The sequence below is a fragment of the Sorangium sp. So ce385 genome, assembly GCF_051474135.1.
In the GTDB taxonomy this organism is placed as follows: Bacteria; Myxococcota_A; Polyangia; order Polyangiales; family Polyangiaceae; genus Sorangium; species Sorangium cellulosum_D.
Genome location: NZ_CP150337.1, coordinates 836136 through 858960, shown reverse-complemented (window position 1 = coordinate 858960; position 22825 = coordinate 836136). Strand labels below are relative to the sequence as shown.

Here is a 22825-nt window from a genome sequence, read left to right as displayed (position 1 = left end):
CTCCCCGCGGAGCCCGGCGGAGCTCACGCCCCGAACGTCCCTCGCGCGCGCGCGCCGAGCGCCTCGGCCCCGGCGGGCGGGCCGAGCACCGTCATCGACTCGGCTTCCCCGTCGAACAGCCCGCCGTCCTCCTCCAGCTCGCCGCCCTCGGCCTCCACCTCGTAGGCGGGCACCGTCGCGGCCTCCTCCCAGCGGCTCTTGAGCCGATCCGCGAGCTTCGCGAGCAGCTCCCGCGTCGTCTCCCGATCCGTGGCGGACAGGAGCACCGCGTCCGGGTGCCCGAGCCGCAGCCGCCGCCCCTCCTCCGGGGCGATCAGGTCCGCCTTGTTGAACACCACGATGCGGGGGATGCCGATGAGGTCGAGCTCGGTCAAGAGCGCCTCGGTCGTCTCGATGTGCTGATCGCGCGCGGGATCGCTCGCGTCCACGACGTGGAGCAGGAGGTCGGCGTCGGCGGCCTCCTCGAACGTCGCCCGGAAGGCGGCGAACAGGTCCTTCGGGAGCTCCCGGATGAAGCCGACCGTGTCGGTGATCACCACCTCGCGCTCCTCGGGGAAGCGCAGCCGCCTCGAGCGGGTGTCGAGCGTCGCGAACAGCTTGTTCTCGGCGAGCACGTCGGCGCCGGTCAGCGTGTTCAGCAGCGTGCTCTTGCCGGCGTTCGTGTAGCCCACGATCGAGACCACCGGCACGCCGAGCCGGGCGCGGCGCCGGCGGCGCTGCTCGCGCTGCCGGGAGAGCCGCTTCAGCTGGGCCTCCAGGAAGCTGACGCGCTCCTTCGCGCGGCGGCGCCCGATCTCGAGCTTCGTCTCGCCGGGGCCGCGCCCCCCGATGCCGCCGGTCAGGCGGGACAGGGAGTCGTCCTTCTGCCCGAGGCGCGGGAGCGTGTACTTCAGCTGAGCGAGCTCGACCTGGAGCTTGCCGTCCGACGACTCCGCGCGCTGGGCGAAGATGTCGAGGATGAGCTGCGTCCGATCGAGCACCTTGAGGTCCGTGTGCTTCGCGATCGCCGACGCCTGCGACGGGGTGAGATCCCGGTCGAAGACCAGCGTCTCCGCGTCGAGCTCCGAGGCGCGCAGCACGACCTCGTCGAGCTTGCCCTTGCCGAGCACGAGCCGCGGATCGATGCGGTCGCGCAGCTGGAGGACCGTGTCCGCGACGTCGACGCCGGCGGTCCCGGCGAGGTCGGTCAGCTCGCGCAGGCTCTCCTCGGCCCGCGCGAGCGCGCCCGCCTTGGCCTTCTCGGCGACGTGCACGAGGATCGCCCGGCCGTCCTTGGCCGCGACCGATCGCGTGCGCGACCGCTTCGCGAACTCGTCCTCGAGCGCCTGGATGAGCGCGCCGAAATCGACGTCGAGGCGGCCGACCGCGACCGGGCCCACGGTCCGGTACGGCAGCTCCGCCTTCCCGCGGTCGTCGCCGCCCTCGTCGTCCACGGTCACCGTGACCGCTTCCTTCCCGTGGACCGGCACGTTGTACGCGTACTGGAGGGTCCGCGGCTCTCCCTGTGGCGAGAGCTGCACGGCCGCGACCAGATCGAGCCGGAGGCGGACGAGGTCGACGAGGTCGTCCCGCGTGAGCGGCTCGTTGAAGAGGTGCGTGTGGACGAGCCGGAGCGCCCTGAAGCGCCCCTGCGCGGCGCGGAGGCGCCCGATGTCGGGCAGCATCAGCCGGGTCGCGTCGCCGACGACGACGTAGTCGATCTCGCCCGAGCGGTGGACCAGGGCGCCGACCTGGCGCCCCGTCTCGTGCGACGCTTCGGCGAGCGCCTTGATGAGCTCGGGCGTGGCGATGCTGGCGAGCGGGACCTTGCGGCGGTAGATGCGCTCTAGGGTCTTGGTGGCGAGGGGGCTGAGTCCGGTGGTGTTTCCGTAGAGGGTGGGCATTCGATAGTTGAAGGGAGTGTTGCTCCCGCTCCTTCATTCATAACGCACGCAGGGCCGGTCCGCGACCTGGGCCGCCGCGGATCTCGCGTGGGTCGCGCATTTTCTCGTCGCTCGTCGCCTCCCCCTCCCTCTTCCGATCCCCGCGCCTCCCCGCACCTCCCGCGCCCTCCCCTTCGTCGTTCGCCTCCATCTCCCTTCCAGCGTCCCTTCCCGCGCTTCGCGTCTCCCGCCCGCGCGCGCCTCCACGTTCCTGTAGAGGCCGCGGCCGAGCCGTGGCAACGCTGCCCACGATGGCCATCCTGACCCCCCTTTCGCTCGCAGATGCCCGCCGCATCGGCGCGCTCTACGGCCTCGAGGTCGCCGACGTGCGCGGCCTCCTCGCCGGGAGCGTGAACTCGAACTTCGCGCTGACGCTCGCCGACGGTCGCGGGCAGGTCTTCCTGCGCGTCTACGAGGAGCAGCAGCTCGGCGCGGCCTCGCGCGAGGCGCGCATGCTGGCGCACCTCGCGGCCGGCGGCGTGGCCACGCCGCAGCCGCTCCGGCGCCAGGATGGAGCGTCCGGGTCGGAGGACGCCGCGTTCATTGCAGAGCACGCCGGCAAGCCGGTCGCGCTGTTCCCGTGGATCGCGGGCGACTCGCTCTGCCAGGCGCGCGTCACGCCCGACGCGTCCCGACGCGTCGGCGCGGCCCTGGCGCGGGTCCACCTCGTCGGCGCGTCGTTCGAGGGGGCGAACGTGAGCCGGTTCGACCTCGACAGCCTCGACCAGCGGCTCCAGGGCCTCCGCGCGCCCGCGCGCCCCACCGGCGAGGCTGCCGCGGCCCTCCCGCCCGACGTGGCCGCCGCGGTGGACGAGCTCACCGGCCGGCTCCAGCGGATCCGCGCCGCGGCGCCGCGGACGCCCGGGCCCGAGACGCTGATCCACGGCGATCTCTTCCGCGACAACGTGCTGTGGCAGGGCGGCGAGATCTCGGCGCTGCTCGACTTCGAGAGCGCCTCGCGCGGCAGCGCCGCCTTCGATCTCGCCGTCACGATGCTGGCGTGGTGCTACGGCGACGACCTCGATCCGGACCTCGCGGCCGCGCTCGCCGCCGGCTACACGTCGGTGCGGCCGCTCTCAACGGAGGAGCGCGGCCGTCTATTCCACGAGAGCCTGGTCGCGGCGCTGCGGTTCTCCATCACGCGGATCACCGACTTCGAGCTCCGGCCGAAGGGCAGCGGCGTCTACAAGGATTTCCGGCGCTTCCTCGCGCGGCAGCGGACGCTCGAGCGCCTCGGCCCGGAGGGGCTCCTCGCGCTGCTCCGCGTCTGATCGCGCCCGCCATCGCCCGCGCTCTCGTCCGCTCTCGTCCGATTCGGGTGTGCGCGAAGGTCGCCTCGACATTTTGCGTGAAGTTCACGGCGCCGGGCGCGGGCGGCGTTGCGCGCCCGCGGCCCGACCGTTACCTTCGCCGGATGGCACAGGTCGGAACGCTCGATTTCAAGGGCTTCATCGAGAGACGGAAGGGCCAGCGCGCGGGCGGCGGGGACGGCGCTGGCAACGCGTACGCCTACGTGTCCGATAAGAACACGCGGCTCGCGTTCGAGAAGATGCGTCCGGTCGAGCTCGCCGTGACCGCCGCGGTCAGGCTGTTCAAGACGGTCGGCAAGAACGAGCTCCTCGGCCACGCCGTGAAGGTCGGCCCCTCGCAGTTCCCGCGCGTCCACAAGCTCGCGATCCACTGCGCCGAGACGCTCGGGATCGCGACCCCGACGCTCTACATCGTCAACAGCCCCACCCTCAACGCGGCCACCTACGGCACGAACGACGACTCGTTCATCATGGTGCACTCGGCGCTCGTCGACCATTTCACCGACGACGAGCTGCTCAGCGTCATCGGCCACGAGTGCGGCCACATCCACAACAGCCACGTCGTCTACCTGACCGCGATGCACTACCTGACGCGCATGGCGTCGGTCTTCGTGAAGTGGATCGTCGGCCCGGCGATGCTCGCGCTCTCCGGCTGGTCGCGCCGGGCCGAGGTCACCTGCGACCGCGCCGGGCTGCTCTGCGCGAAGAGCCTCGACGTCTCGACGCGCGCGCTCACCAAGCTCGCGCTCGGCTCGACCAAGCTCTACGAGGAGCTGAACCTCGAGGCGTTCATCGCCCAGCACGACGAGGGCAAGGGCGGCATCGGCCGGTTCGCCGAGTTCACGGCCAGCCACCCGTGGCTGCCGAAGCGCGTCCTGGCGCTCCGGGCCTTCGCCGAGAGCGAGCTTTACCAGCGCCACGCCGGGCTCGGCTCGGGCGGCCTCTCGATGGAGGAGGTCGACGAGAAGGTGCACGAAGTCATCAAGATCTGGGGCTGAGGGGCTCGCTCCTCCTGGCTACCGACCCAAGGCCGAGGTCAACGCACATGCTCGAATCCTTCCACAGCCGCAAAGACGACGTGACCGGGGCGCTCCGGGAGCTCTCGGGGTTCGCCGAGAGCCTCGGCGCGAAGAGCGTCGCGACGCGCATCACGAACGATCTCGTGAAGAAGCTCGAGGCCGATCGGTTCCACCTCGTCGTGGTCGGCGAGTTCAACCACGGCAAGACGACCTTCGTGAACGCCCTGCTCGGCGCCTCGATCCTGCCCGTCGGCGTGACGCCCACGACGGCGGTGATCCACCACCTCGAGTACGCGGCCGAGCCGCGCGCCGACGTGGTCTACGCGTCGGGGGAGCGCGCGGGCCTGCCCTTCGAGGACGTGCGGGCCTTCACCGTCGGCGGGGAGCGCTCGTCGAGCGCCGGCGAGGTCAAGTTCCTCGAGGTGGGGTACCCGGCCGAGCTCCTGCGCGAGCGCGTCGTCCTCGTCGACACCCCCGGGGTGAACGACCTCTCGCTGCAGCGCGCGGACATCACCTACAGCTACATCCCCCGCTCCGACGCCGTGCTGTTCCTCATCGACGCCGGCCAGCCGCTCAAGGAGAGCGAGCGCGTCTTCCTCCAGGACAAGCTGCTCGGGCAGTCCCGCGACAAGATCCTCTTCGTCGTGACGAAGCGCGACATCTGGAGCCAGGACGAGGAGGCCGAGGCGCTCGCCTACATCCGGGGCGAGCTCGGCAGGCTCGTGAAATCGCCGGTGGTCTTCCCGATCTCGAGCGAGCGGGCGCTGGAGGGCGACCGGGCCGGCAGCGGCATGCCGGAGCTGCTCGATCACCTGACCCGGTTCCTCGCCGAGGAGCGCGGGCGCATCCTCCTCGACAACGCGCTCGGCGAGGGCCTGGAGTCCGCGCGGCTGCTCGGCAAGGGCGTGGACGCGCGGCGGCGGGCGACCGCGATGTCGCGCGACGAGCTCAGCCGCCGCATCGAGATGATCGAGAAGGACCTGGCCGGCCAGTCGCGCACCATCGAGGAGCGGCGCGCCGGCATCCGCGAGGAGGTGAGCGCCATCCGGGCGTGGGTGCGCCGGGACCTGGACCGCTTCGTCGACGACGTGCTCCGGCAGCTGCCGGCGATCATCGATGAGGCCCACACCGACGAGATCAAGGTCTACCTCGGCGCGTTTTTGGAGCGCACCTTCGCCGAGTGGGCGCAGGCCGAGACGAAGGAGATCGCCACGGCGCTCGAGGCGCTCGCCGAGAAGACGATCGCGCTCGTCCGCGAGGACGCGCACGACGTGGCCAAGCGGGTCAGCGAGGCGCTCGGGGGCGACGTGAAGACGCCGAACGTCGAGGTCGACACGTTCGGCTACGACGTCGGGGTCTTCGCGCTCTTCACGATCGGCCTCGGCGTCATGTTCACGAACGCCCTGCTCGGCGGGATCCTGGCGCTCGCGGCGCCGGTCCTGGCCGTGTACGTGAAGGAGAAGGTCGAGGCCGAGACCCGCAAGAAGGCGAAGGAGATGGCGCCGGTCGCCCTGCGCGAGGCCGCCACCCGGATCGGGCCCAAGCTCGACGAGATGATCCAGGAGTTCGCGAGCCGCCTCGACGCGTGGGTGGTCACGGCCGGCCAGGAGCTGCACCGGGAGGTCATCGAGGTGCTCAAGGCGGCCCGCGAGGAGCGGGTCCGCGCCGAGCCGAGCAGCGAGACCCAGCTCAAGGCGTGCGACGACCAGGCGGAGGCGCTCAAGGCGCTGACGGCCCGCCTCGAGGGGCTGCGCAGCGCGCTCTGGACCGTCGAGAACGGCGAGAGCAAGCCGATCCCTCCGCCCGTGTCCAGCGTGCCCAACGCGCCCGGCGGCTCCGCCTGAACTCGGCTTGAGCGAGCGCACGCCTCCTGACACGGGGGGAGGCGCTGCCCGGCCCGGCCTCCTCGGCCGGGCGCCGTGGCCATGCCGGCCTCCTCGGCCGGGCGCCGTGGCCATATCCAATCGTCGGGCGCTCATGCGAGAATGCGGCCGTGCAGCTCGACTTCGCAGCCCGTGAAGTGACGATCAAGCTCGTCTATTACGGCCCGGCGCTCAGCGGCAAGACGACGAACCTCGTCTCGCTGCACGGGCTCGCCGGGTCGGACGCTCGCGGACGCCTGATGACGCTCGAAACGCAGGACGATCGCACGCTGTTCTTCGATCTCCTGCCGCTCACCTTCCGCGCGAAGGACGGCGACGTCTCGCTCCGCATCAAGCTGTTCACCGTGCCCGGCCAGCCGATGCACGCCGCCACGCGGCGGCTCGTGCTCCAGGGCGCGGACGGGGTCGCGCTGATCGCCGACTCGCAGATCACGGAGACGCAGCGCAACGCCGAGGCGTTCTTCGACCTCCGCCAGAACCTCCGGGAGAACGGCCTGGATCTCGCGCGGATGCCGCTCGTCATCCAGTTCAACAAGCGCGACCTCCCCGACATCCGGAGCGACGAGGAGCTGGCGCGGCTCGCCGCGCGGGGCAAGGAGCCGGTGTACCGGGCCATCGCGACCCGCGGCATGGGCACGGTGGAGACGTTCATGGGCCTGCTCCACCTCACGTGGGAGACGCTCGATCAGACGCACCAGCTCTCGAAGCGGCTGTCGATCAGCGGCGAGGAGCTCCTGAACAGCGCGGCGCGCCAGCTCGGGGTGACGAGCTCGGTGGGCGAACTCCTGGCGAGGCGTATGGGCGGCAGCTTCGAGAAGAGCTCCCGGATCGTTCCATGAGGCCCGACGCCCACAAGGGGACGCCGGCTGATTTCGGCCTCGACGACGAGGACCTCCTCCATGTGCCGAGCTCCGCGCCGATGCCGTCGGCGCGCGTCGCCGACGCGCCCAGCTCCTCGAAGCGCGACGGCGCGGCGAGCGCGCCCGAGCCCTCGACGCTGCCGCCCCCCGCGGCCGCGCCGGTCGTCGATCTGGTCGGCATCGGCCCGCTCTCGCTCGAGGATCTCGTCGATCGGCAGGCCCTCGGCGAGATGGCGGCGTCGTTCCACAAGCTGTTCGGGCTGCCGATCTGCATCCAGTCGATCGGCGGCGCGACGCTCGCGGAGGCCGGCGCGCTCGCGTCTCTGGCGTCTCCGCGCGGCCCTGCCGGCGACGCGCAGGAGACCCAGCGGACCGGCGCGGCGCCTCCGGATCGGCCGCAGGGGCGCGGCCCGGCGGCCGGCGGCGAGCTCGCGGATCCCCGCTTCCCCGGCGCGCTCTACCAGGTGTTCCCGATCGAGTACGACGGCCGCGCGATCGGCCGGTCGATCCTCGGCCCGTACCTGCCCGAGGGCCTCGACGAGCCCCCCGCTGCCGAGCTCGCGGCGGCGGCGCAGCTCGATCAGGCGCGCGCGGCGGAGGGGCCGCTGCCGCGGCTCCGGCCGGAGCGGCTCGGCCAGATCGCGGATCACCTCCGCGCCGTCCTCGATCTCATCCTGTTCAGCGGGCACAAGTCGCTCCTCACGTCGACGATGCACGTCGCGTCGATCCGCGAGAGCTTCCGAGAGCTCTCGCAGAAGAACGCCGAGCTGGAGCAGGCGTACGAGCGGCTGAAGGAGCTCGACCGGCTCAAGTCGAACTTCCTCGCCACGGTGTCGCACGAGCTCCGGACCCCGCTCACGTCGATCATGGGCTACAGCGAGATGCTCGCCGAGGGAATCGGCGGGCCGCTGACGGGCGAGCAGCGCGAGTTCATCGACACGATCCGGTCGAAGAGCGAGCAGCTGCTCGGGCTCATCATGAGCCTCCTGGATCTCTCGAAGCTGGAGAGCGGCACGCTGATCGTGCACCGCACCGAGGTGGCGGTCGGCCCGGTGCTCGTGGAGGCGGCGTCGACGATGGCGCCGGCCGCCTCGAAGAAGGGCGTCGAGCTCCGGATCCACGCCGAGAGCGATCTCCCGCCGGTGCTCGGGGACAGCGACCGGCTGCGCCAGGTCTTCGTCAACCTCGTCGAGAACGCGGTGAAGTTCACCGAGTCGGGGGGCGAGGTGCAGCTCGTCGCCCGCGCCGTGAGCGAGGACACGGACGATCTCCCCGGGCTGGTGCTGGTCGCGCCGCTCCAGCAGGCGGTCGAGATCCGCGTCGTGGACACGGGCATCGGCATTCCTCCTGGCGAGCGTCTGAAGGTGTTCGATCCGTTCTACCAGATCGACCAGAGCTCGACCCGGGAGCACGGCGGCACGGGCCTCGGCCTCTCGATCGTCAAGCGATTGGTCGAGGCGCACAGCGGCACGGTCCGCATCGAGCCGAACGAGCCGCGCGGCACCGTGTTCGTGGTCAAGCTGCCCACGGTCGCCGGCTCGTCGTCGAACAGCCTCGTGCCGCCCATCTTCCAATGAGCGGGCCTCGATGAGCGGGCGCTCCGAGTGGACGCGCATCGCGCTGCTGCGCGCCGTGCTCGGCGGCGCGGCGGGCGAGCACGTGCTCTGCGGCATCGGCGACGACGCCGCGATCCTCGCGCCCGTGGCCCCGCAGGGCGGGGCGCTCCCTGGCGGCGCGGCGCCGCTCGTCTGGACGGTCGACAGCGCGGTCGAGGGCGTGCATTTCCGGCGCGATCTCCTGAGCTTCGAGGACCTCGGCTACCGGGCGACGATGGCCGCGGCGAGCGATCTCGCCGCGATGGGGGCGCGCCCGCTCGGCCTGCTCGCCGCGCTGGTGTTGCCTCCGGACGTGAGCGACGACGATCTCGGCGCCATCGCCGCGGGCCAGCGCGCCGCGTGCGACGAGATCGGCGCGGCGATCGTCGGCGGCAATCTCTCGCGGGGCGGAGAGATCTCGATCACCACGACGGCGCTCGGCGTCGCGGCCGCGCCGCTCCGGCGCGACGGCGCGCGCCCCGGCGACGTGGTCGCGCTGGCGGGGCCGGTCGGCCTCGCCGCGGCGGGGTTCGCGCTGCTCGATCGGCGCGTCTCGCTGGCCGGCGCGGCGGCCGCCCCGGCGCTCCGGGCGTTCCGCCGGCCGGAGGCGCGCATCGAGGCGGGCCTCCGCGCGGCCGCGGTCGCCCGCGCGGCGATCGACATCTCCGACGGCCTCGCCGCGGATCTCGCGCACCTCGCGGCCGCGAGCGGCGTGCGCGTGTTGCTCGACCCCGGGGCGCTCGTGGGCGCCGAGCTCCGCGAGGCCGCCGCGCTGCTCGGCGCCGATGCGCTGGAGCTCGCGCTCTACGGCGGCGAGGACTACGCGGTGGCGGTCGCGGGCCCCGACGTCGGGGCGCTCCCCGGCTTCGTGGCGATCGGCCGCTGCGCGCCGCGGGAGGAGGGCGCGAGCGACGTGGCGCTGCTCGGCCCGGACGGGCAGCTCACGAGCCTCGTGGCGCGGGGGTACGACCACTTCGCCTGAGCCGCTTGCCGGGCGCGGGCCTAACGTCCTCCCGACCGCCCTGGCTCAGTTGCACTCGGCGGGCGGCGTGGTTCCGCCGAGGCTCGCTCGGATCTGGGTGAGCGCCTTCGCGCGCGGGGTCTTCCCGCTCTTCACGAGCTTCTCGATCCCGGCGCAGAGATGGGATGCCGTCGCCGCCTTCGACTTGGCCTCCGGCGACTTGCCCGACTTTGTGGCGACGGCGTGGAGCGCCGTGCAGCACGCCTGGATGGAGGCGCCTCCGCCGCGGGATGTCCCCGCCGCCGGCTCGGCCTCGGCCGTCGCCGTCCCCGCGTCTGCATCGGCGGCGGCGGCCGCGGGCTCGGCGGAGGCCGCTGCGGAGGGCTCCTGGGTTGCAGCGGGCGTCGGATCCGGCGTCGCAGCGGGCACCGGATCGGCGGCCACCGGCGCGACCGTTTGCGCGGGCGCGGGGATCGTCTCCGGCGCTGCTTCTTCTTTCTGGCAGGCGCTGGACAGGATGCCGCAGGTGAGGACGACGAAGGCCATGGACGAGCGCGACCGGATCATGCGTCGTCTTCTACAAAGCTTCGCGGAGCACAGCCATCGGGCTGACAAAGTAGAACCGCGTCCGGACGTCCCCGCAGACCTCCCGCGCAGCACGACCTCCGCCACGGCTGAGCGCTCATCGTGATCCGTCGACGAGCGCCGCCGGTGATCATCGTCACCGTCAGCGGCCAACGAGCACCATCACCGTCAGCGATCCCCCAGCGGTCCATGTTGACCGCCCACCGTCTGCGATCGTCCCGGCGATCGCTCCTCGCCCCCCTTCCCCCCTCGGGTCGGCGGGGGTGGGGGTGATGCGGGAGGGGCTGGCGGGGGTAGGGCCCCACGAATCCGAGCGCCGGCCTTCAGCGCAGCGGGGCCTTCCAGCCCCCGCTCACCGGTTCACGAGGCCATAGCCACCAAAAGGCGCGAGTTCGTGGGAGGGGCCCCCCGCCAGCCCCTCCCGCATCACCCCCACCCCCGCCCGTCGCTCTTCAGCTGCAACCCATGCTGTTGCCGCAGTTGAGGCACTTGTAGCAGGCCCCGTTGCGCACGGTGATGTGCCCGCAGCCGTCGCAGACCGGCGCGTCGCCCATCATGTCCTCGAGCTGCGCGTCGAGCGCGCTCGCCGCCCGCCCCCCGCCGTCGAGCACCGCCGACGCCGAGGCGCCCTGCGTGAACGACGCCACGCCGCTCTCCTGGGCCCGCGACTCGACCGGATCCTCCATGGCCGAGGTGACCGGCTGCACGTGGGCGAGATCGTAGCGGTTCAGGTACTCGACCCCGAGCACGCGGAAGAGGTAGTCCACGATCGAGGTCGAGAACTTCACGTAGTCGTGCCCCTCGACCACGCCCTGCGGCTCGAACCGGGTGAAGGTGTACTGCTCGACGAACGTCTCGAGCGGCACGCCGTACTGGAGCCCGATCGACACCGCCATCGCGAAGCAGTTCATCATCGAGCGGAACGCGGCCCCCTCCTTGTGGAGGTCGATGAAGATCTCGCCGAGCGTCCCGTCGTCGTACTCGCCGGTGCGGAGGTAGATCTTGTGCCCGCCGACGCGCGCCTCCTGCGTGAAGCCCTTGCGCTTCCTGGGCAGGCGGAACCGCTCGGGCGCCGCCGCCGAGGGCGAGCGCGGGCGCGCCAGCGCCGTCGCCGCCTGGAGCACGGGCCCGGCGATCTCGGCCTTGTCCGCCTTGTCCGCCTTGCCCTTGGCGTCCGCCTTGCCGTCGCTCGAGCTGGAGGTCGACGAGAGCGGCTGCGACGCCTTGCAGCCGTCGCGGTAGAGCGCGACCGCCTTGAGCCCGAGGCGCCACCCCTCCTCGTAGATCCGCTGCACCTCCTCGACCGTCGCGTCGTTCGGCAGGTTCACGGTCTTCGAGATCGCGCCGGACAGGAACGGCTGCGCCGCGGCCATCATCCGGACGTGCGCCATCGGCGCGAGGAAGCGCCGGCCCTTCTTGCCGCAACGGTTGGCGCAGTCGAACACCGCGTAGTGCTCCTCGCGCAGGTGCGGCGCCCCCTCGACCGTCATGCGGCCGATGATCGTCTCGTTCGCCTCCTCGATCTCCGCGGGCGAGAAGCCGAGGTGCTGGAGCAGCGAGAAGCCGAAGCGCGCCCGCGACTCCTTGGAGACGCCGAGCCGGTCGTAGGTCTCCTCGCCGAGGATCCACGGGCCGAAGGCGAGATCGAGATCGAAGACGCCGGGGATGGCGGCCTCGACCTTCGCGAGGTCGTCATTCGTGAGCCCCCGCGCCTTGAGCGAGGCGCGGTTCACGTGCGGCGCCGCCAGGAGGGTGTTCGTGCCGGAGACGTAGGCGACGATCTCCTGCACCTCGGCCTCGGGGTAGCCGAGCCGCCGGAGCGCCTCGGGGACGGACTGGTTCACGATCTTGAAATAGCCGCCGCCGGCGAGCTTCTTGAACTTCACGAGCGAGAAGTCGGGCTCGATGCCCGTCGTGTCGCAGTCCATCAGCAGGCCGATGGTGCCGGTCGGGGCGAGCACGGTCGCCTGGGCGTTGCGGTAGCCGTGCTCCTGCCCGAGCCGCACCGCCTCGTCCCAGTCGGCGCACGCCGCCCGCCAGAGCGACTCCGGGCAGCGGTCGCGATCGATCGCGTAGGCGGCGTCGCGGTGCATGCCCATCACCCGGAGCATCGGCTCGCGGTTCTTCGCGAACCCGGCGAACGGCCCCTTCGCCGCGGCCATCTCGGCCGAGACCCGGTACGCGTGGCCGCACAGGATCGCGGTGAGCGCGCCCGCGACCGCGCGGCCCTGGTCGGAGTCGTACGGGATGCCCTGCAGCATGAGCAGGGTGCCGAGGTTCGCGTAGCCGAGCCCGAGCGGGCGGTAGTCGTGCGAGTTCTTCGCGATGCTCCGGGTGGGGTACGCCGAGAAGTCGACGAGGATCTCCTGCGCGACGAAGAACACCCGCACCGCGTGGCGGTAGCCCTCGATGTCGAACGAGCCGTCCTCGCGGAGGAACCGGGTGAGGTTGAGGCTCGACAGGTTGCAGGCCGAGTCGTCGAGGAACATGTACTCGGAGCACGGGTTCGAGGCGTTGATGCGCGCCGTGTTCGGGCACGTGTGCCAGCGGTTGATGGTCGTGTCGTACTGCACCCCCGGGTCGGCGCAGCCCCACGCCGCCTCGGCGATCTGGCGCCAGAGGTCCTTGGCGCTCAGGGTGTCGACGACCTCACCGGTGGTCCGGGAGCGCGTCTCCCAAGGCGCGCCCGTCGCCGCCGCGCGCATGAAGTCGTCGCTCACGCGCACGGAGTTGTTCGAGTTCTGCCCGCTCACCGTGTGGTACGCCTCGCCGTTGAAGTCGGAGGGGTACCCCGCGGCGATGAGGGCCATCGCCTTCTTCTCCTCGCGGACCTTCCACTGGATGAAGTCGACGATCTCCGGGTGGTCCATGTCGAGGCAGACCATCTTGGCGGCGCGCCGCGTCGTGCCGCCGCTCTTGGTGGCGCCGGCGGCGCGGTCGAACACCTCGAGGAAGCTCATGAGCCCCGAGCTCGTCCCGCCGCCCGAGAGCTTCTCCTGCTTCCCGCGGATCGCGCTGAAGTTCGTCCCCGTCCCCGACCCGTACTTGAACAGCCGGGCCTCGGCCTTGACGAGGTCGTAGATGCTCATCAGGTCGTCCTCGACCGCCTGGATGAAGCACGCGGAGCACTGCGGTCGCTCGTACGCGTTCCGGGTCTCGACGATCTCGTCGACCGCGCCCGCCCCGTTCGCCCGGCTCGTGGACGCGCCCTTCCCGACGGCGCTCCCGTTCCCCGCGTCGGCCGAGGCCTCGTTCCAGGCGTAGTTGCCGCCCGACCCCTCGATGCCGTAGCGGTGGTAGAGCCCGCAGTTGAACCACACGGGCGAGTTGAACGCGCCGTACTGGTGGACGAGCAGGTACGCGAGCTCGGCCTCGAAGGTGTCCGCGTCCTTCGTGGAGGAGAAGTAGCCGCCGAAGTGCTCGCCCGCCTCGCGGATGGTGCGCGCGAGCCGGTGGACGACCTGGCGGACGCTGGTCTCGCCGAGCTCCTTCTTGCCGTGGATCCCTGCCTTGCGGAAGTACTTGGAGACGACGATGTCGGTCGCGAGCTGCGACCAGCCGGCGGGGATCTCGGCCCCTTCCATCTTGAAGACGACCGAGCCGTCGGGGTTGGTGATGACGCTCGAGCGGCGCTCCCAGGTGACCTCGTCGAGCGGGTCCACGCCGCGGTGGGTGAACCGCCGCTCGAACCCGAGCCCACGCGGGCGCGAGGCCCCCTTCTTCGCGGCCTTCGTCGCAGCCGCGCCGTTGACCTGCGCCCTGGCAGCCCCGCCGGTCACCGGACGGGCCCCCGCATCTTCCTTCGTCCGCGCCGTCATCTTCCCGTTCCCGGCGGGTAGCTTACCGCCGTCACCCACAACTGCCGACTGGGCCATCTCCAAGTCCTCCTGTAAGCCACCGCACCGGTCGGTGACTCGGATCGTACCGAAAGCACAAATAGTTCCCGGGAGAACACCTGAGGCTTGTTCGCCTCGGATCTCCACAGGTCCCGTTGCTTCTCCCCTGCTACCTGCTCAAACGTTCCGGCTTCCGGCCAGTGAGCATAGGTCCAGGTGCCATGCCTGAAAGGCGTGCGCCGACATTCGGGAGCGCCTGACCGCCAGCTAGTCAAACCCGCGAAGGGCCCGTGCGTCAAGGAGAACCGCTACATCTTGGTATCCCGGGCCGAACAGGGCCCACATATAGCGTCTCGTCCGTTCGGCGCGGGATTCGTCGCGATCTCTGATCAGTTCTGAACAGGTGCTACCCACCGGGCGCACAGATTACGCACAGCTTTCCCCCGCAAAAATCCGACGCCGTCCGGAAGGGGATTCAATGAATCCGGAGAGCCGGGCGAGGTGTGGGAGCGCGGGCGCGCCCACACCTCCCGCAGCCGTCGCTGCTCTAGTCGAGCTCCGTCGCTTCCGCGCAGTACGCGAGCACCCGCTCCCCCTGGCAGTGGATCGCGAGCGTCACCTCCTCGGCGACCCCGCGCAGCCCGACGAGCTCGAGCAGCGTCGGCACCGGCGCCGGCAGCAGCGGCGGCGGCGGGATGTACCGCGACGCGCGCACGATCGCCGGCTCGATGGCCGCCGCCTTCGGCCCGATCATCTGGCGCAGCTCGTGGAGCGCCCGCTCGAACCCGCCGAGCATGTCGACGAGCCCGCGCGCCTGCGCCTCGGCGCCGCTGTAGACGCGCCCCTGCGCGAGCGGCTCGATCTCCTCGACCGGACGCCGTCGCCCGCGCGCGACCACCCGGAGGAACGTCGCGTAGATCGCGTCGAGCTCGCGCTCCATCACCGCCCGCTCCCCCGCGTCGAGCTTGCGCGACGGGGAGAACAGGTCGGCCCGCGCGCCGCGCTTCACGACGTCGGTCGAGACGCCGAGCCGCTCGAGCAACGGGCCGAGCGCGAAGCGCGCCGACACCACGCCGATGCTCCCCGTGATCGTCTGCGGCTGCGCGACGATCGCGTGCGCCGCCGCCGCCACGTAGTAGCCGCCGCTCGCCGCCACGTTCGACATGCACGCCACGACCGGCTTCACCTCGGCGAGCCGCGTGACCTCGTGGTGGATGCGGTCGGACGCGAGCGCAGACCCGCCCGGCGAGTCGATGTGGAGGATGACCCCCCGGATGCGCGGGTTCTGCCGCGCCGCGCGCAGGCTCGCGACGAGCCGCTCCTCGCTGGCGAGCGAGGCGCCCCGGAAGCGGGCGCGGCTGACGATCGCGCCGTGCACCTCGACGACGCCGATGATGGGCCGCGGCAGCATCGGCCGCAGCGAGAGCGCGCGCCGCGCGCGCAGGTAGCGGCCCGCCGCCACGAGGCGGGCCCTCCCGTGCCGCCCGGACGCGAGGGCCCCCTCGCCCGCGGAGCCCGAGGCGCTGACCTGGGCGCGGCGCGGCGCGGTCGTGCCGGGGAGCAGCCCCGTCGCGAGCATGTGCTCGAGCTCGTCCTCGTACGCGACCGCGTCGATGATGCCCCGCGCCACGGCCTGCTCCGCGCCGTAGGGGGCCTCGTCGATCCAGCGCGCGGCCGTCTCGCGATCGACGCGGCGCCCCTGGGCGAGCGCCGCGACGAGGTCGCCGAGGCGCGCGTCGAGCAGGGCGCCGACCTGCTCGCGCTGCGCGGGGCTCATCGTGTCGCGCACGAGCACCTCGCCGGCGTTCTTGTACATGCCCTTCGCGAACACCTCGGGCTCGACGCCGGCGCGCTCCAGCGCGCGGCGCACGTAGCGGCCCTCCACCGCGAACCCGAGCGGCGAGACCAGCGTCTCGGGCCCGACGACGACGGCGCGCGCCGCCGAGGCGAGCAGGAGCATCGCGTTGTCGGCGCCCATCGGCAGGTACGCCACGATGTCCTTGCCCCCCGCGCGGATCTCGAGGAGCGCGTCCCGCAGCGAGGCGAGCACCGCGGGCCCCGCGTGGACCGATCGCATCCGGAGCAGCAGCCCCGCCGGGCGCGGGTCCTTCATCAGGTGCTTGCCGAGCTCCCGGACGCGCTCCACCGAGAGCGGAGCCCTCTTCCGAGGACGCCACCAGAGGGCGAGGCGGACCCGGGGCGGCTGGAGGTCGACCACCCGGCCGTCGATTTCGAGGACGACATACCCGCCCCGTGGTGCAGCAAACGCCCAGCGAAGCGCGCTCACCGGGAGCAGCAGCAGGCGGAGGAGATTGACGAGCAGGGCAGCGATCACCGGTGGCTCCTCGGAACGTTCAGGGGAAAGGCGGCTCGGGGTCCGACATCGGGCGGCGGTGAGACGGCGGAGAAGGCAAGGTGCGCTGGGACCGGACCGCGCGGCGCGACCCCGGCGAGGCCGGCGGCCCCAGGCCTCGCGCCGCGACGAGAAAGAGAGAGCGTGACGCAAGGGGCCACCCTGTGGCTACACTGTCGCTCGAAGTTTCGAAGGGGACGGCGAGCCGATGTCGGTTAGGTCTTGAAGAAGTCGTCCTCTCTCTTACAGACCAGCTCAGCAAGCCGCGGGCCGTAGGCCTCCGGCGCCCTGGGTGGCAGACCCCCTTCATCGAACGTGCATCCCGAGCAGAGCGCCCCCGCCCCGAGCCAGCTCCCCCCGCCAGCCCCGTCCACCCTGCGGCTCGTGCCTCTCGGAGGGCTCGGCGAGGTCGGGATGAACTGTCTCGCGCTCGAGCAGGCCGATGGCGTGCTGCTCATCGACTGCGGGGTGACGTTCCCGAGCTCGGACCTTGGCGTCGACGTGTACCACCCGCGCTTCGATCACGTGCTCGCGCTGCGCGAGCGGGTGCGCGGCGTCGTGCTGACGCACGGCCACGAGGACCACATCGGCGGGCTGCCCTTCCTCCTGCGCCACCTCGACGTCCCCGTCTGGGGCCCGCCGCACGCGCTGGAGCTCGTGCGCTACCGGCTCGCCGAGCACGCGCTCGAGGACAAGGTGCGGCTCCTGCCGACGCAGGTCGGGCGCGAGGTCGCGATCGGCGGCTTCGTCGTGGAGCCGCTCCGGGTGACGCACTCCATCGTCGACGCCACGGCGCTGGCGATCCAGACGGCCGCGGGGCTCGTCGTCCACACCGGGGACTTCAAGCTGGACCCGACGCCGCTCGACAACGAGCCGACCGACGAGGCCCGCTTCCGCGCGCTCGGCGACGCCGGGGTCCGGCTGCTCCTGTCCGACAGCACGAACGTGGACTCGCCCGGCGAGGCGGGGAGCGAGCGCGACGTCGCCCACGCGCTCGCGGAGCTCGTCGAGACCGCGCCGGCGCGCGTCGTGGTCGGCGTCTTCGCCTCCAACGTCCAGCGCCTGCTCGCCCTCGGTCAGGCCGCGGTCCGCGCGCGCCGCAAGATCTGCCTCCTCGGCCGCAGCGTGCAGACGCACGTGCGCGCCGCGCAGGCCGTGGGGCGGCTCCCGTGGCCGAGCGACCTGCTCGTCCCGCCCGAGGTCGCCTCCTCCATGCCGCGCGAGCGGCTCCTCGTGGTCGCGAGCGGCACCCAGGCCGAGCGGGCCTCCACCCTGACGCGGTTTGCGTCGGGGACGCACCCGCTGCTGCGCCTCGAAGAGGGGGATCGGGTCGTGCTCTCGAGCCGCGTCATCCCTGGCAACGACCGCCCGGTCGTCGATATGATGGCCGGGTTGCTCCGCCTCGGCGTCGAGCTCGTGACGTGGTCGACGGATCGGCGCGTGCACGCGAGCGGGCACGCGCACCGGACAGAGCAGGAGCGCATGATCGATCTCACCCAGCCGCGCAGCTTCCTCCCCGTGCACGGCGCGCTGCACCACCTGACGCGGCACGCGGCGCTGGCGCGGGAGCGCGGCGTGGCCGAGGTGCTCGTGGCCGAGAACGGCCACGTCGTGGAGATCGGCAAGACGCAGCCGCTCGGCCGGAGCGGCCGGGCCGTGACCGGCCGGGTGGCGACGGCGGGGGGCGAGGAGCTCGGCGAGGAGATCCTCCGGGAGCGCGCGAACCTCGGTCGCTCCGGGGTGGCCTTCGTGTCGCTGGTCGTCGACGTGCACGGGGCGCTCGCGGCGCCGCCGCAGGTCGTCGCCCGCGGGGTCACCGGGGAGCTCGAGGGCGGCGCGCTGAGGGCCGCGGCGCGCGCGGTCGCGCAGGCGGTGAACGACTGCGAGCCGCGCGCGCGGCGCCGGGACAACGACATCATCGAGGTCGCCCGGCTCGCAGCGCGCCGGACGCTCGAGGCGAAGCTCGGGAGGCGACCGCTGGTGACGGTGGCGCTCACGCGGCTGTGACGCCGGTCGAGGGGAGCACGCCGCAAGGCGGTGGCGAGGGGAGCGCGCCGCCGCAAGGCGGTGGCGAGGGGAGCGCGCCGCCGCAAGGCGGTGGTGAGGGGAGCGCCCCGCCGGCGGGCGGCGGCGGGGCGAAGCTCTCGGCGCGGGACTTCCTGGGTCCGGTGCTGCTCACCCACATCGAGAGCGTGCGCGCCGATGCGCGGCGCGTGGTCGCCACGAGCGCGCACGGCGCCGAGCCGGACGAGGAAGCGGTGCACGACTTCCGGGTGTCGCTCCGCCGGCTCCGGACGCTGCTCAAGCCGGCGCGACGCATCTACGGCAAGAAGCGGATCCGCCCCATCGCCGACGGGCTGCGGGAGTTCGCGCGGGCGACCGGGACGCTGCGCGACGAGGAGGTGCTGCGCGAGACGCTCACCGCGCTCGAGCTGGGCGAGGCGCCACGGGCGGCCGTCGCCGGATGGGTCGCGCAGCGCTCGCGCCGCGAGCACGAGGCGAGGGCCCACATCGTCGAGCTGCTCCGGCGGGATCGTCCGGTCGACAAAGGTGCGCCGAAAGCCGATGCGCCGGCGGGCGACGGGGATGAGCCGCGGGCCGACGCGCCGCCGGCGGGCGAGGCGGACGAGCCGCGGGCAGGCGCGCCCGTGGTGGGCGACGCGGGCGAGCCGCGGGCCGGCGCGCCCGTGGTGGGCAAGCGGCTCCGGCTGGAGCCGTACCTCGCGCGCCTCGAGCGGCGCATCTCGCGCAAGAAGGCGAAGAAGCGCGGCGCCGAGGCGCTCGCGCGGCGGGCGATCCGCGATGCCCTGGCGGACGTGCGCGCGCTCGCGGCGAGCGATCCGAGCGACGGCGCGGCCATGCACGCGCTCCGGATCCGCTTCAAGCGGCTGCGCTACTCCGCGGAGACGTTCTCGCCGCTCTTCGGAGAGCGCGCCGAGCGCACCGCCAAATCGGCGTCACGCCTGCAGCGCCGCCTCGGCCAGCTGCACGACGTCGACGAGGCGCTCGCGCAGATGACGAAGGCGGCGGAGCTGTCCCCCGACGATCGCGCCGCCGTCGTCGAGGCGCTCGGCGCCGAGCGGGCGCGGCTCGCGGGCAAGGCGACGGAAGAGCTCGCGCAGGAGCTCGAGACGCTCGCGTCGCTCTGGTCCGACGCGCCTGCGGCGCCCCCGCCGGGGTGACGCGGCGCGCGGGCGCGGTGCAGCAAGGAGCGCCGCAGCAAGACGGCCGCGGACGGGCGCCGAGCCTCGCCGACCGCGGAGCTCGCCATGATGGCGGGCGGTCGTGATACCGTCGCCGTGGCTGCCTTCATCGAGGCGAAGCTCGCCGATCCAGGAGGTCGTGTTGCGCCGCTCTGCCGTCCAAAGCGTCACCGCGATCGTCGCTCTCCTCGCGGCGAGCGCCTGCACCCAGGACTTCGATCAGTTCGAGCCCGAGCTCTTCCCGCAGTCGTCCGGGAGCGGCTCCGGCGGCAACGGCGGCGGCCAGACGACGACCGCGAGCACCACGAGCAGCGGCGGCGGCGGCGGCGAGCAGTGCTCGAACGGCGACGACGACGACGGCGACGGCGCGGTCGACTGCGCCGACGACGACTGCGGCGGGTTCGCGTGCGTCGCCGTGCCCGAGGACTGGCAGGGGCCCGGCCTCCTGTACCAGGGCCCCGAGGCCGCGGACGTCGCCTGTCCTGCGGGCTTCTCCACGCGGGTGGACGTGGGCGGCCGCGATCCGGTCGACGCGCCCGCGACCTGCAGCCCGTGCTCGTGCGGCGCGCCGGACGTGGCGTGCGAGCGTCCGGCGGTCACCGTGTATGGGGACGAGGGGTGTGACGGGGCGAGCGTGACGCTGCCGGTCGAGTCGGAGAACTGCATCAACCTCCGCGACTTCCAGCCCGGCAGCTACAGCGCCGACGCCCCCGACGTGGATTCGGCGACGTGCGCCGCGTCGGGCGGCGAGCCGACGTTGCCGCCGCCGCGCTTCGGCATCGAGGGGCTCGTGTGCGCCCCCGGGCCGGACGCCGGCGGATGTGACGCGGGCGAGGCCTGCGCCCCGCGAGAGGTCGACGCGCCGTTCGAGCAGGGCGTCTGCATCTGGCGCGAGGGGGAGCGGCGCTGCCCCGAGGAGTTCGGCGAGCGGCACGTGTTCGCGAGCTCGATGGTCGACAACCGCGGCTGCACGCAGTGCACGTGCGACGCGGACGGCGTGCGCTGCGCGGCGACGCTGGCGCTCTTCGGGGAGACCCGCTGTCGGGAGCCCATCGAGACCGTGCCGTTCAACGGGGCCTGCGTCGACGATCCGCCCGCCGCCGCCTCGGTGTCGATCGAGGTGACCGGAACCGGCAGCTGCCAGCCGCGCGGCGGCGACCCTCGAGGCGAGGTCGAGGAAGGCGACGACAAGATCACCGTCTGCTGCGCCCGCTGAACGAGCGCCGCGCGCCGCTCGGCGCGATCGCGCGGCGCTCGGCGCGATCGCGCGGCGCTCGGCGCGGCTACTGCCGGAAGATCTCGACGCGCTCGAGGACGACGTCCTGGTTCGGCCGGTCGCGCGTGGTCGCAACGTTGGCGATGCGGTTCACGACGTCCAGCCCGCTCACGACCTTGCCGAACACCGAGTGCCGGTTGTCGAGGTGCGGCGTCGGCCCCTCGGTGATGAACCACTGCGCGCCGTTCGTGTTCTTGCCGGAGTTCGCCATGGAGAGCACGCCGGGGCCGTCGTGCCGCAGCTCGGGGTTGAACTCGTCGGCGAACTTGTAGCCCGGGCCGCCCGTGCCCCAGAGCGGCGCCTTCTCCGGGTAGCGCGAGAGCGGATCGCCGCACTGGATCATGAACCCCGAGATGACGCGGTGGAAGCGGACGCCGTCGTAACAGGGCGTCCCCTGCATCCCCTTGCCCGTCGTCGGATCGGTCCAGTTGATCGCGCCCGTGGCGAGGCCGACGAAGTTCTTGACGGTGTTCGGGGCGCGCTGCTCCTCGAGGCGGATGGTGATCTCACCGAGCGAGGTCTTCAGTCGAGCGTGAAGCTGGCCGGTGCCGGGCACATTGATCGGGGGGAACTCCATCGGGCCTTCTCCTGTTCTTTGCCGCCGAGGCGGCGCCGTCAGCCGAGGGAGGAGGGCCGCGAGCCCCCCTCCTGCGTCCTGGTACGGCGGTCTTATCGCATCTGGCGCCGCGGACGAGCGGCGAAATCGCCTCAGGCGCGCTCGAACAGCGTCGCGATGCCCTGGCCCACGCCGATGCACAGCGAAGCGACCCCGACCTTGGCGCCGCGCGCGCGCATCGCATGCACGAGCGTGCACGCGATGCGCGCGCCCGAGCAGCCGATCGGGTGCCCGAGCGCGATCGCCCCGCCCCGGACGTTGACGCGCGCCGGATCGAGCTCCAGCGCGCGCGAGCACGCGAGCGCCTGCGCCGCGAACGCCTCGTTGAGCTCGAAGACGTCCACGTTGGGCACGCGCAGCCCGGTCCGCTGGAGCAGCTTCTTCACGGCGGGGATCGGCCCCTCGCCCATGAGGTTGGGATCCACCCCCGCGGTCGCGGTCGCGACCACGCGCGCGAGCGGCGTCGCCCCGGTGGACTGCACGGCGTCGCCCGAGGCGAGCAGGAGCGCGGCCGCGCCGTCGTTGAGGGGCGAGGCGTTGCCCGCGGTCACCGTCCCGCCCTCGCGGAAGGCGGGCTTCAGCTTCGACAGCGCCTCGAGCGAGGCGTCGGCGCGCACGGACTCGTCGCGCTCGAACAGGACGGGCGCGCCCTTCTTCTGGGGGACGGGGACCGGGACGACCTCGGCGGCGAACCCGCCCGACTCCCACGCGAGCGTGGCGCGCTCGTGGGACAGGAGCGCGAACCGATCCTGATCCTCGCGGCTGACGCCGTGCTTCTTGGCCACGTTCTCGGCGGTCTCGCCCATGGACTGGAGCTCGAACCGCGCGGCCATCCTCGGGTTCGGGTAGCGCCAGCCGAGGGTCGTATCGTAGACCGTCGGCGCGCTCCGCTCGAAGCGCTCGGCCTGCTTGGGCATCGTGAACGGCGCGCGCGTCATGCTCTCGACGCCGCCGGCGATCACGCAGTCGGCCTCGCCGGTGGCGATCATGCGCGCGGCGTCGGCCACCGCTTCGAGCCCCGAGCCGCAGAGGCGGTTCACCGTGACGCCCGGGACCTCGTAAGGGAGGCCGGCGAGCAGGGCGGCCATGCGCGCGACGTTGCGGTTGTCCTCTCCGGCCTGGTTCGTCGCGCCGAGGACGACCTGGTCGAGGCGCGGCGCGAGCGAGGGCTGGCGGCGCACGAGCGCCTCGAGGACGTGCGCCGCGAGGTCGTCCGGGCGGACCGTCGCCAGGGCGCCGGCGTAACGTGCGATCGGGGTGCGGACGGCGTCGACGACGAAGACAGGGCGCAGGGCAGCAGCCATGAGGAGAGCGTAGCCTCGCCCGGTCGCGGCGCCGCCCCGAGATGGCGCGCGCTCGAGCCCTCGTCCGCGCGGGGCGGCGACGAGGTCGCGCCTGCCCGCCGG

15 protein-coding genes are annotated in these 22825 nt (G+C 72.7%); 9 read left to right on the top strand and 6 right to left on the bottom strand.

Features of this window, described 5'->3' with window-relative positions; translation table 11 throughout:
* Window positions 1–23: 23 nt before the first annotated feature.
* Window positions 24–1883 (bottom strand): GTPase HflX, encoded by a 1860-nt coding sequence (hflX, locus tag WME83_RS03245; protein WP_437317798.1) that lies wholly within the window; start codon window positions 1881–1883, stop codon window positions 24–26.
* 290 nt (window positions 1884–2173) lie between these two features.
* On the opposite strand from hflX, the gene WME83_RS03240 reads away from it, so the two are divergent.
* The 6 genes from WME83_RS03240 to thiL all read left to right on the top strand — a co-directional run bounded on the left by WME83_RS03240 (window position 2174) and on the right by thiL (window position 9571).
* Window positions 2174–3193 (top strand): homoserine kinase, encoded by a 1020-nt coding sequence (locus WME83_RS03240; protein WP_437317797.1) that lies wholly within the window; start codon window positions 2174–2176, stop codon window positions 3191–3193.
* Between the two features lie 143 nt (window positions 3194–3336).
* On the top strand, window positions 3337–4230 hold the full coding sequence (locus tag WME83_RS03235) for a M48 family metallopeptidase (RefSeq protein ID WP_437317796.1): 894 nt from the start codon (window positions 3337–3339) through the stop codon (window positions 4228–4230).
* A gap of 47 nt (window positions 4231–4277) precedes the next feature.
* Entirely contained in the window at window positions 4278–6095 is a 1818-nt protein-coding gene (locus WME83_RS03230; protein ID WP_437317795.1) for a dynamin family protein, read from the top strand.
* A gap of 149 nt (window positions 6096–6244) precedes the next feature.
* The gene (locus WME83_RS03225; protein ID WP_020732588.1) at window positions 6245–6973 is read left to right on the top strand and encodes a GTP-binding protein; all 729 of its coding nucleotides are present in this window, start codon (window positions 6245–6247) and stop codon (window positions 6971–6973) included.
* Window positions 6970–8571 (top strand): ATP-binding protein, encoded by a 1602-nt coding sequence (locus WME83_RS03220; RefSeq protein WP_437317794.1) that lies wholly within the window; start codon window positions 6970–6972, stop codon window positions 8569–8571. Before WME83_RS03225 ends, WME83_RS03220 begins: the two co-directional genes overlap by 4 nt.
* Window positions 8572–8581: 10 nt before the next feature.
* A complete protein-coding gene (thiL, locus tag WME83_RS03215) occupies window positions 8582–9571 on the top strand; it encodes a thiamine-phosphate kinase (RefSeq protein ID WP_437317793.1) in 990 nt (329 codons plus the stop codon).
* A 45-nt stretch (window positions 9572–9616) separates the two neighbouring features.
* On the opposite strand, the gene WME83_RS03210 is transcribed toward thiL, so the two are convergent.
* The 3 genes from WME83_RS03210 to sppA all read right to left on the bottom strand — a co-directional run bounded on the left by WME83_RS03210 (window position 9617) and on the right by sppA (window position 16306).
* A complete protein-coding gene (locus WME83_RS03210) occupies window positions 9617–10117 on the bottom strand; it encodes a hypothetical protein (RefSeq protein ID WP_437317792.1) in 501 nt (166 codons plus the stop codon).
* 470 nt (window positions 10118–10587) lie between these two features.
* On the bottom strand, window positions 10588–13953 hold the full coding sequence (locus WME83_RS03205) for a vitamin B12-dependent ribonucleotide reductase (protein WP_437317791.1): 3366 nt from the start codon (window positions 13951–13953) through the stop codon (window positions 10588–10590).
* A gap of 565 nt (window positions 13954–14518) precedes the next feature.
* Entirely contained in the window at window positions 14519–16306 is a 1788-nt protein-coding gene (gene sppA, locus WME83_RS03200) for a signal peptide peptidase SppA (protein WP_437317790.1), read from the bottom strand.
* Window positions 16307–16738: 432 nt separating this feature from the next.
* Between sppA and WME83_RS03195 the strand changes: the two genes are divergently transcribed.
* From WME83_RS03195 to WME83_RS03185, 3 genes are all read left to right on the top strand, one after another.
* Window positions 16739–18331 (top strand): ribonuclease J, encoded by a 1593-nt coding sequence (locus WME83_RS03195; RefSeq protein ID WP_437317789.1) that lies wholly within the window; start codon window positions 16739–16741, stop codon window positions 18329–18331.
* A complete protein-coding gene (locus WME83_RS03190) occupies window positions 18328–19506 on the top strand; it encodes a CHAD domain-containing protein (protein WP_437317788.1) in 1179 nt (392 codons plus the stop codon). The genes WME83_RS03195 and WME83_RS03190 overlap by 4 nt, the downstream gene beginning before the upstream one ends.
* A 163-nt stretch (window positions 19507–19669) precedes the next feature.
* Window positions 19670–20743, top strand: a complete 1074-nt coding sequence (locus WME83_RS03185) for a hypothetical protein (protein WP_437317787.1) — start codon at window positions 19670–19672, stop codon at window positions 20741–20743.
* Window positions 20744–20810: 67 nt separating this feature from the next.
* Here the strand turns inward: WME83_RS03185 and WME83_RS03180 are convergent, their stop codons facing one another.
* Window positions 20811–21380 carry a peptidylprolyl isomerase gene (locus WME83_RS03180; protein ID WP_437317786.1) on the bottom strand — a complete coding sequence of 190 codons (570 nt, stop codon included), beginning with the start codon at window positions 21378–21380 and terminating at the stop codon, window positions 20811–20813.
* Between the two features lie 131 nt (window positions 21381–21511).
* Window positions 21512–22723: a thiolase family protein gene (locus WME83_RS03175; protein ID WP_437317785.1), complete on the bottom strand. Its 1212-nt coding sequence runs from the start codon at window positions 22721–22723 to the stop codon at window positions 21512–21514.
* Between the last annotated feature and the right edge of the window lie 102 nt (window positions 22724–22825).

Coding starts and splice junctions, on each gene's coding strand:
- WME83_RS03235 (WP_437317796.1), top strand. CDS start 3,337: ATGGCACAGGTCGGAACGCTCGATTTCAAGGGCTTCATCGAGAGACGG.
- WME83_RS03175 (WP_437317785.1), bottom strand. CDS start 22,723: ATGGCTGCTGCCCTGCGCCCTGTCTTCGTCGTCGACGCCGTCCGCACC.
- thiL (WP_437317793.1), top strand. CDS start 8,582: ATGAGCGGGCGCTCCGAGTGGACGCGCATCGCGCTGCTGCGCGCCGTG.
- WME83_RS03195 (WP_437317789.1), top strand. CDS start 16,739: ATGAACTGTCTCGCGCTCGAGCAGGCCGATGGCGTGCTGCTCATCGAC.
- WME83_RS03210 (WP_437317792.1), bottom strand. CDS start 10,117: ATGATCCGGTCGCGCTCGTCCATGGCCTTCGTCGTCCTCACCTGCGGC.
- hflX (WP_437317798.1), bottom strand. CDS start 1,883: ATGCCCACCCTCTACGGAAACACCACCGGACTCAGCCCCCTCGCCACC.
- WME83_RS03230 (WP_437317795.1), top strand. CDS start 4,278: ATGCTCGAATCCTTCCACAGCCGCAAAGACGACGTGACCGGGGCGCTC.
- WME83_RS03240 (WP_437317797.1), top strand. CDS start 2,174: ATGGCCATCCTGACCCCCCTTTCGCTCGCAGATGCCCGCCGCATCGGC.
- WME83_RS03205 (WP_437317791.1), bottom strand. CDS start 13,953: ATGACGGCGCGGACGAAGGAAGATGCGGGGGCCCGTCCGGTGACCGGC.
- WME83_RS03220 (WP_437317794.1), top strand. CDS start 6,970: ATGAGGCCCGACGCCCACAAGGGGACGCCGGCTGATTTCGGCCTCGAC.
- WME83_RS03180 (WP_437317786.1), bottom strand. CDS start 21,380: ATGGAGTTCCCCCCGATCAATGTGCCCGGCACCGGCCAGCTTCACGCT.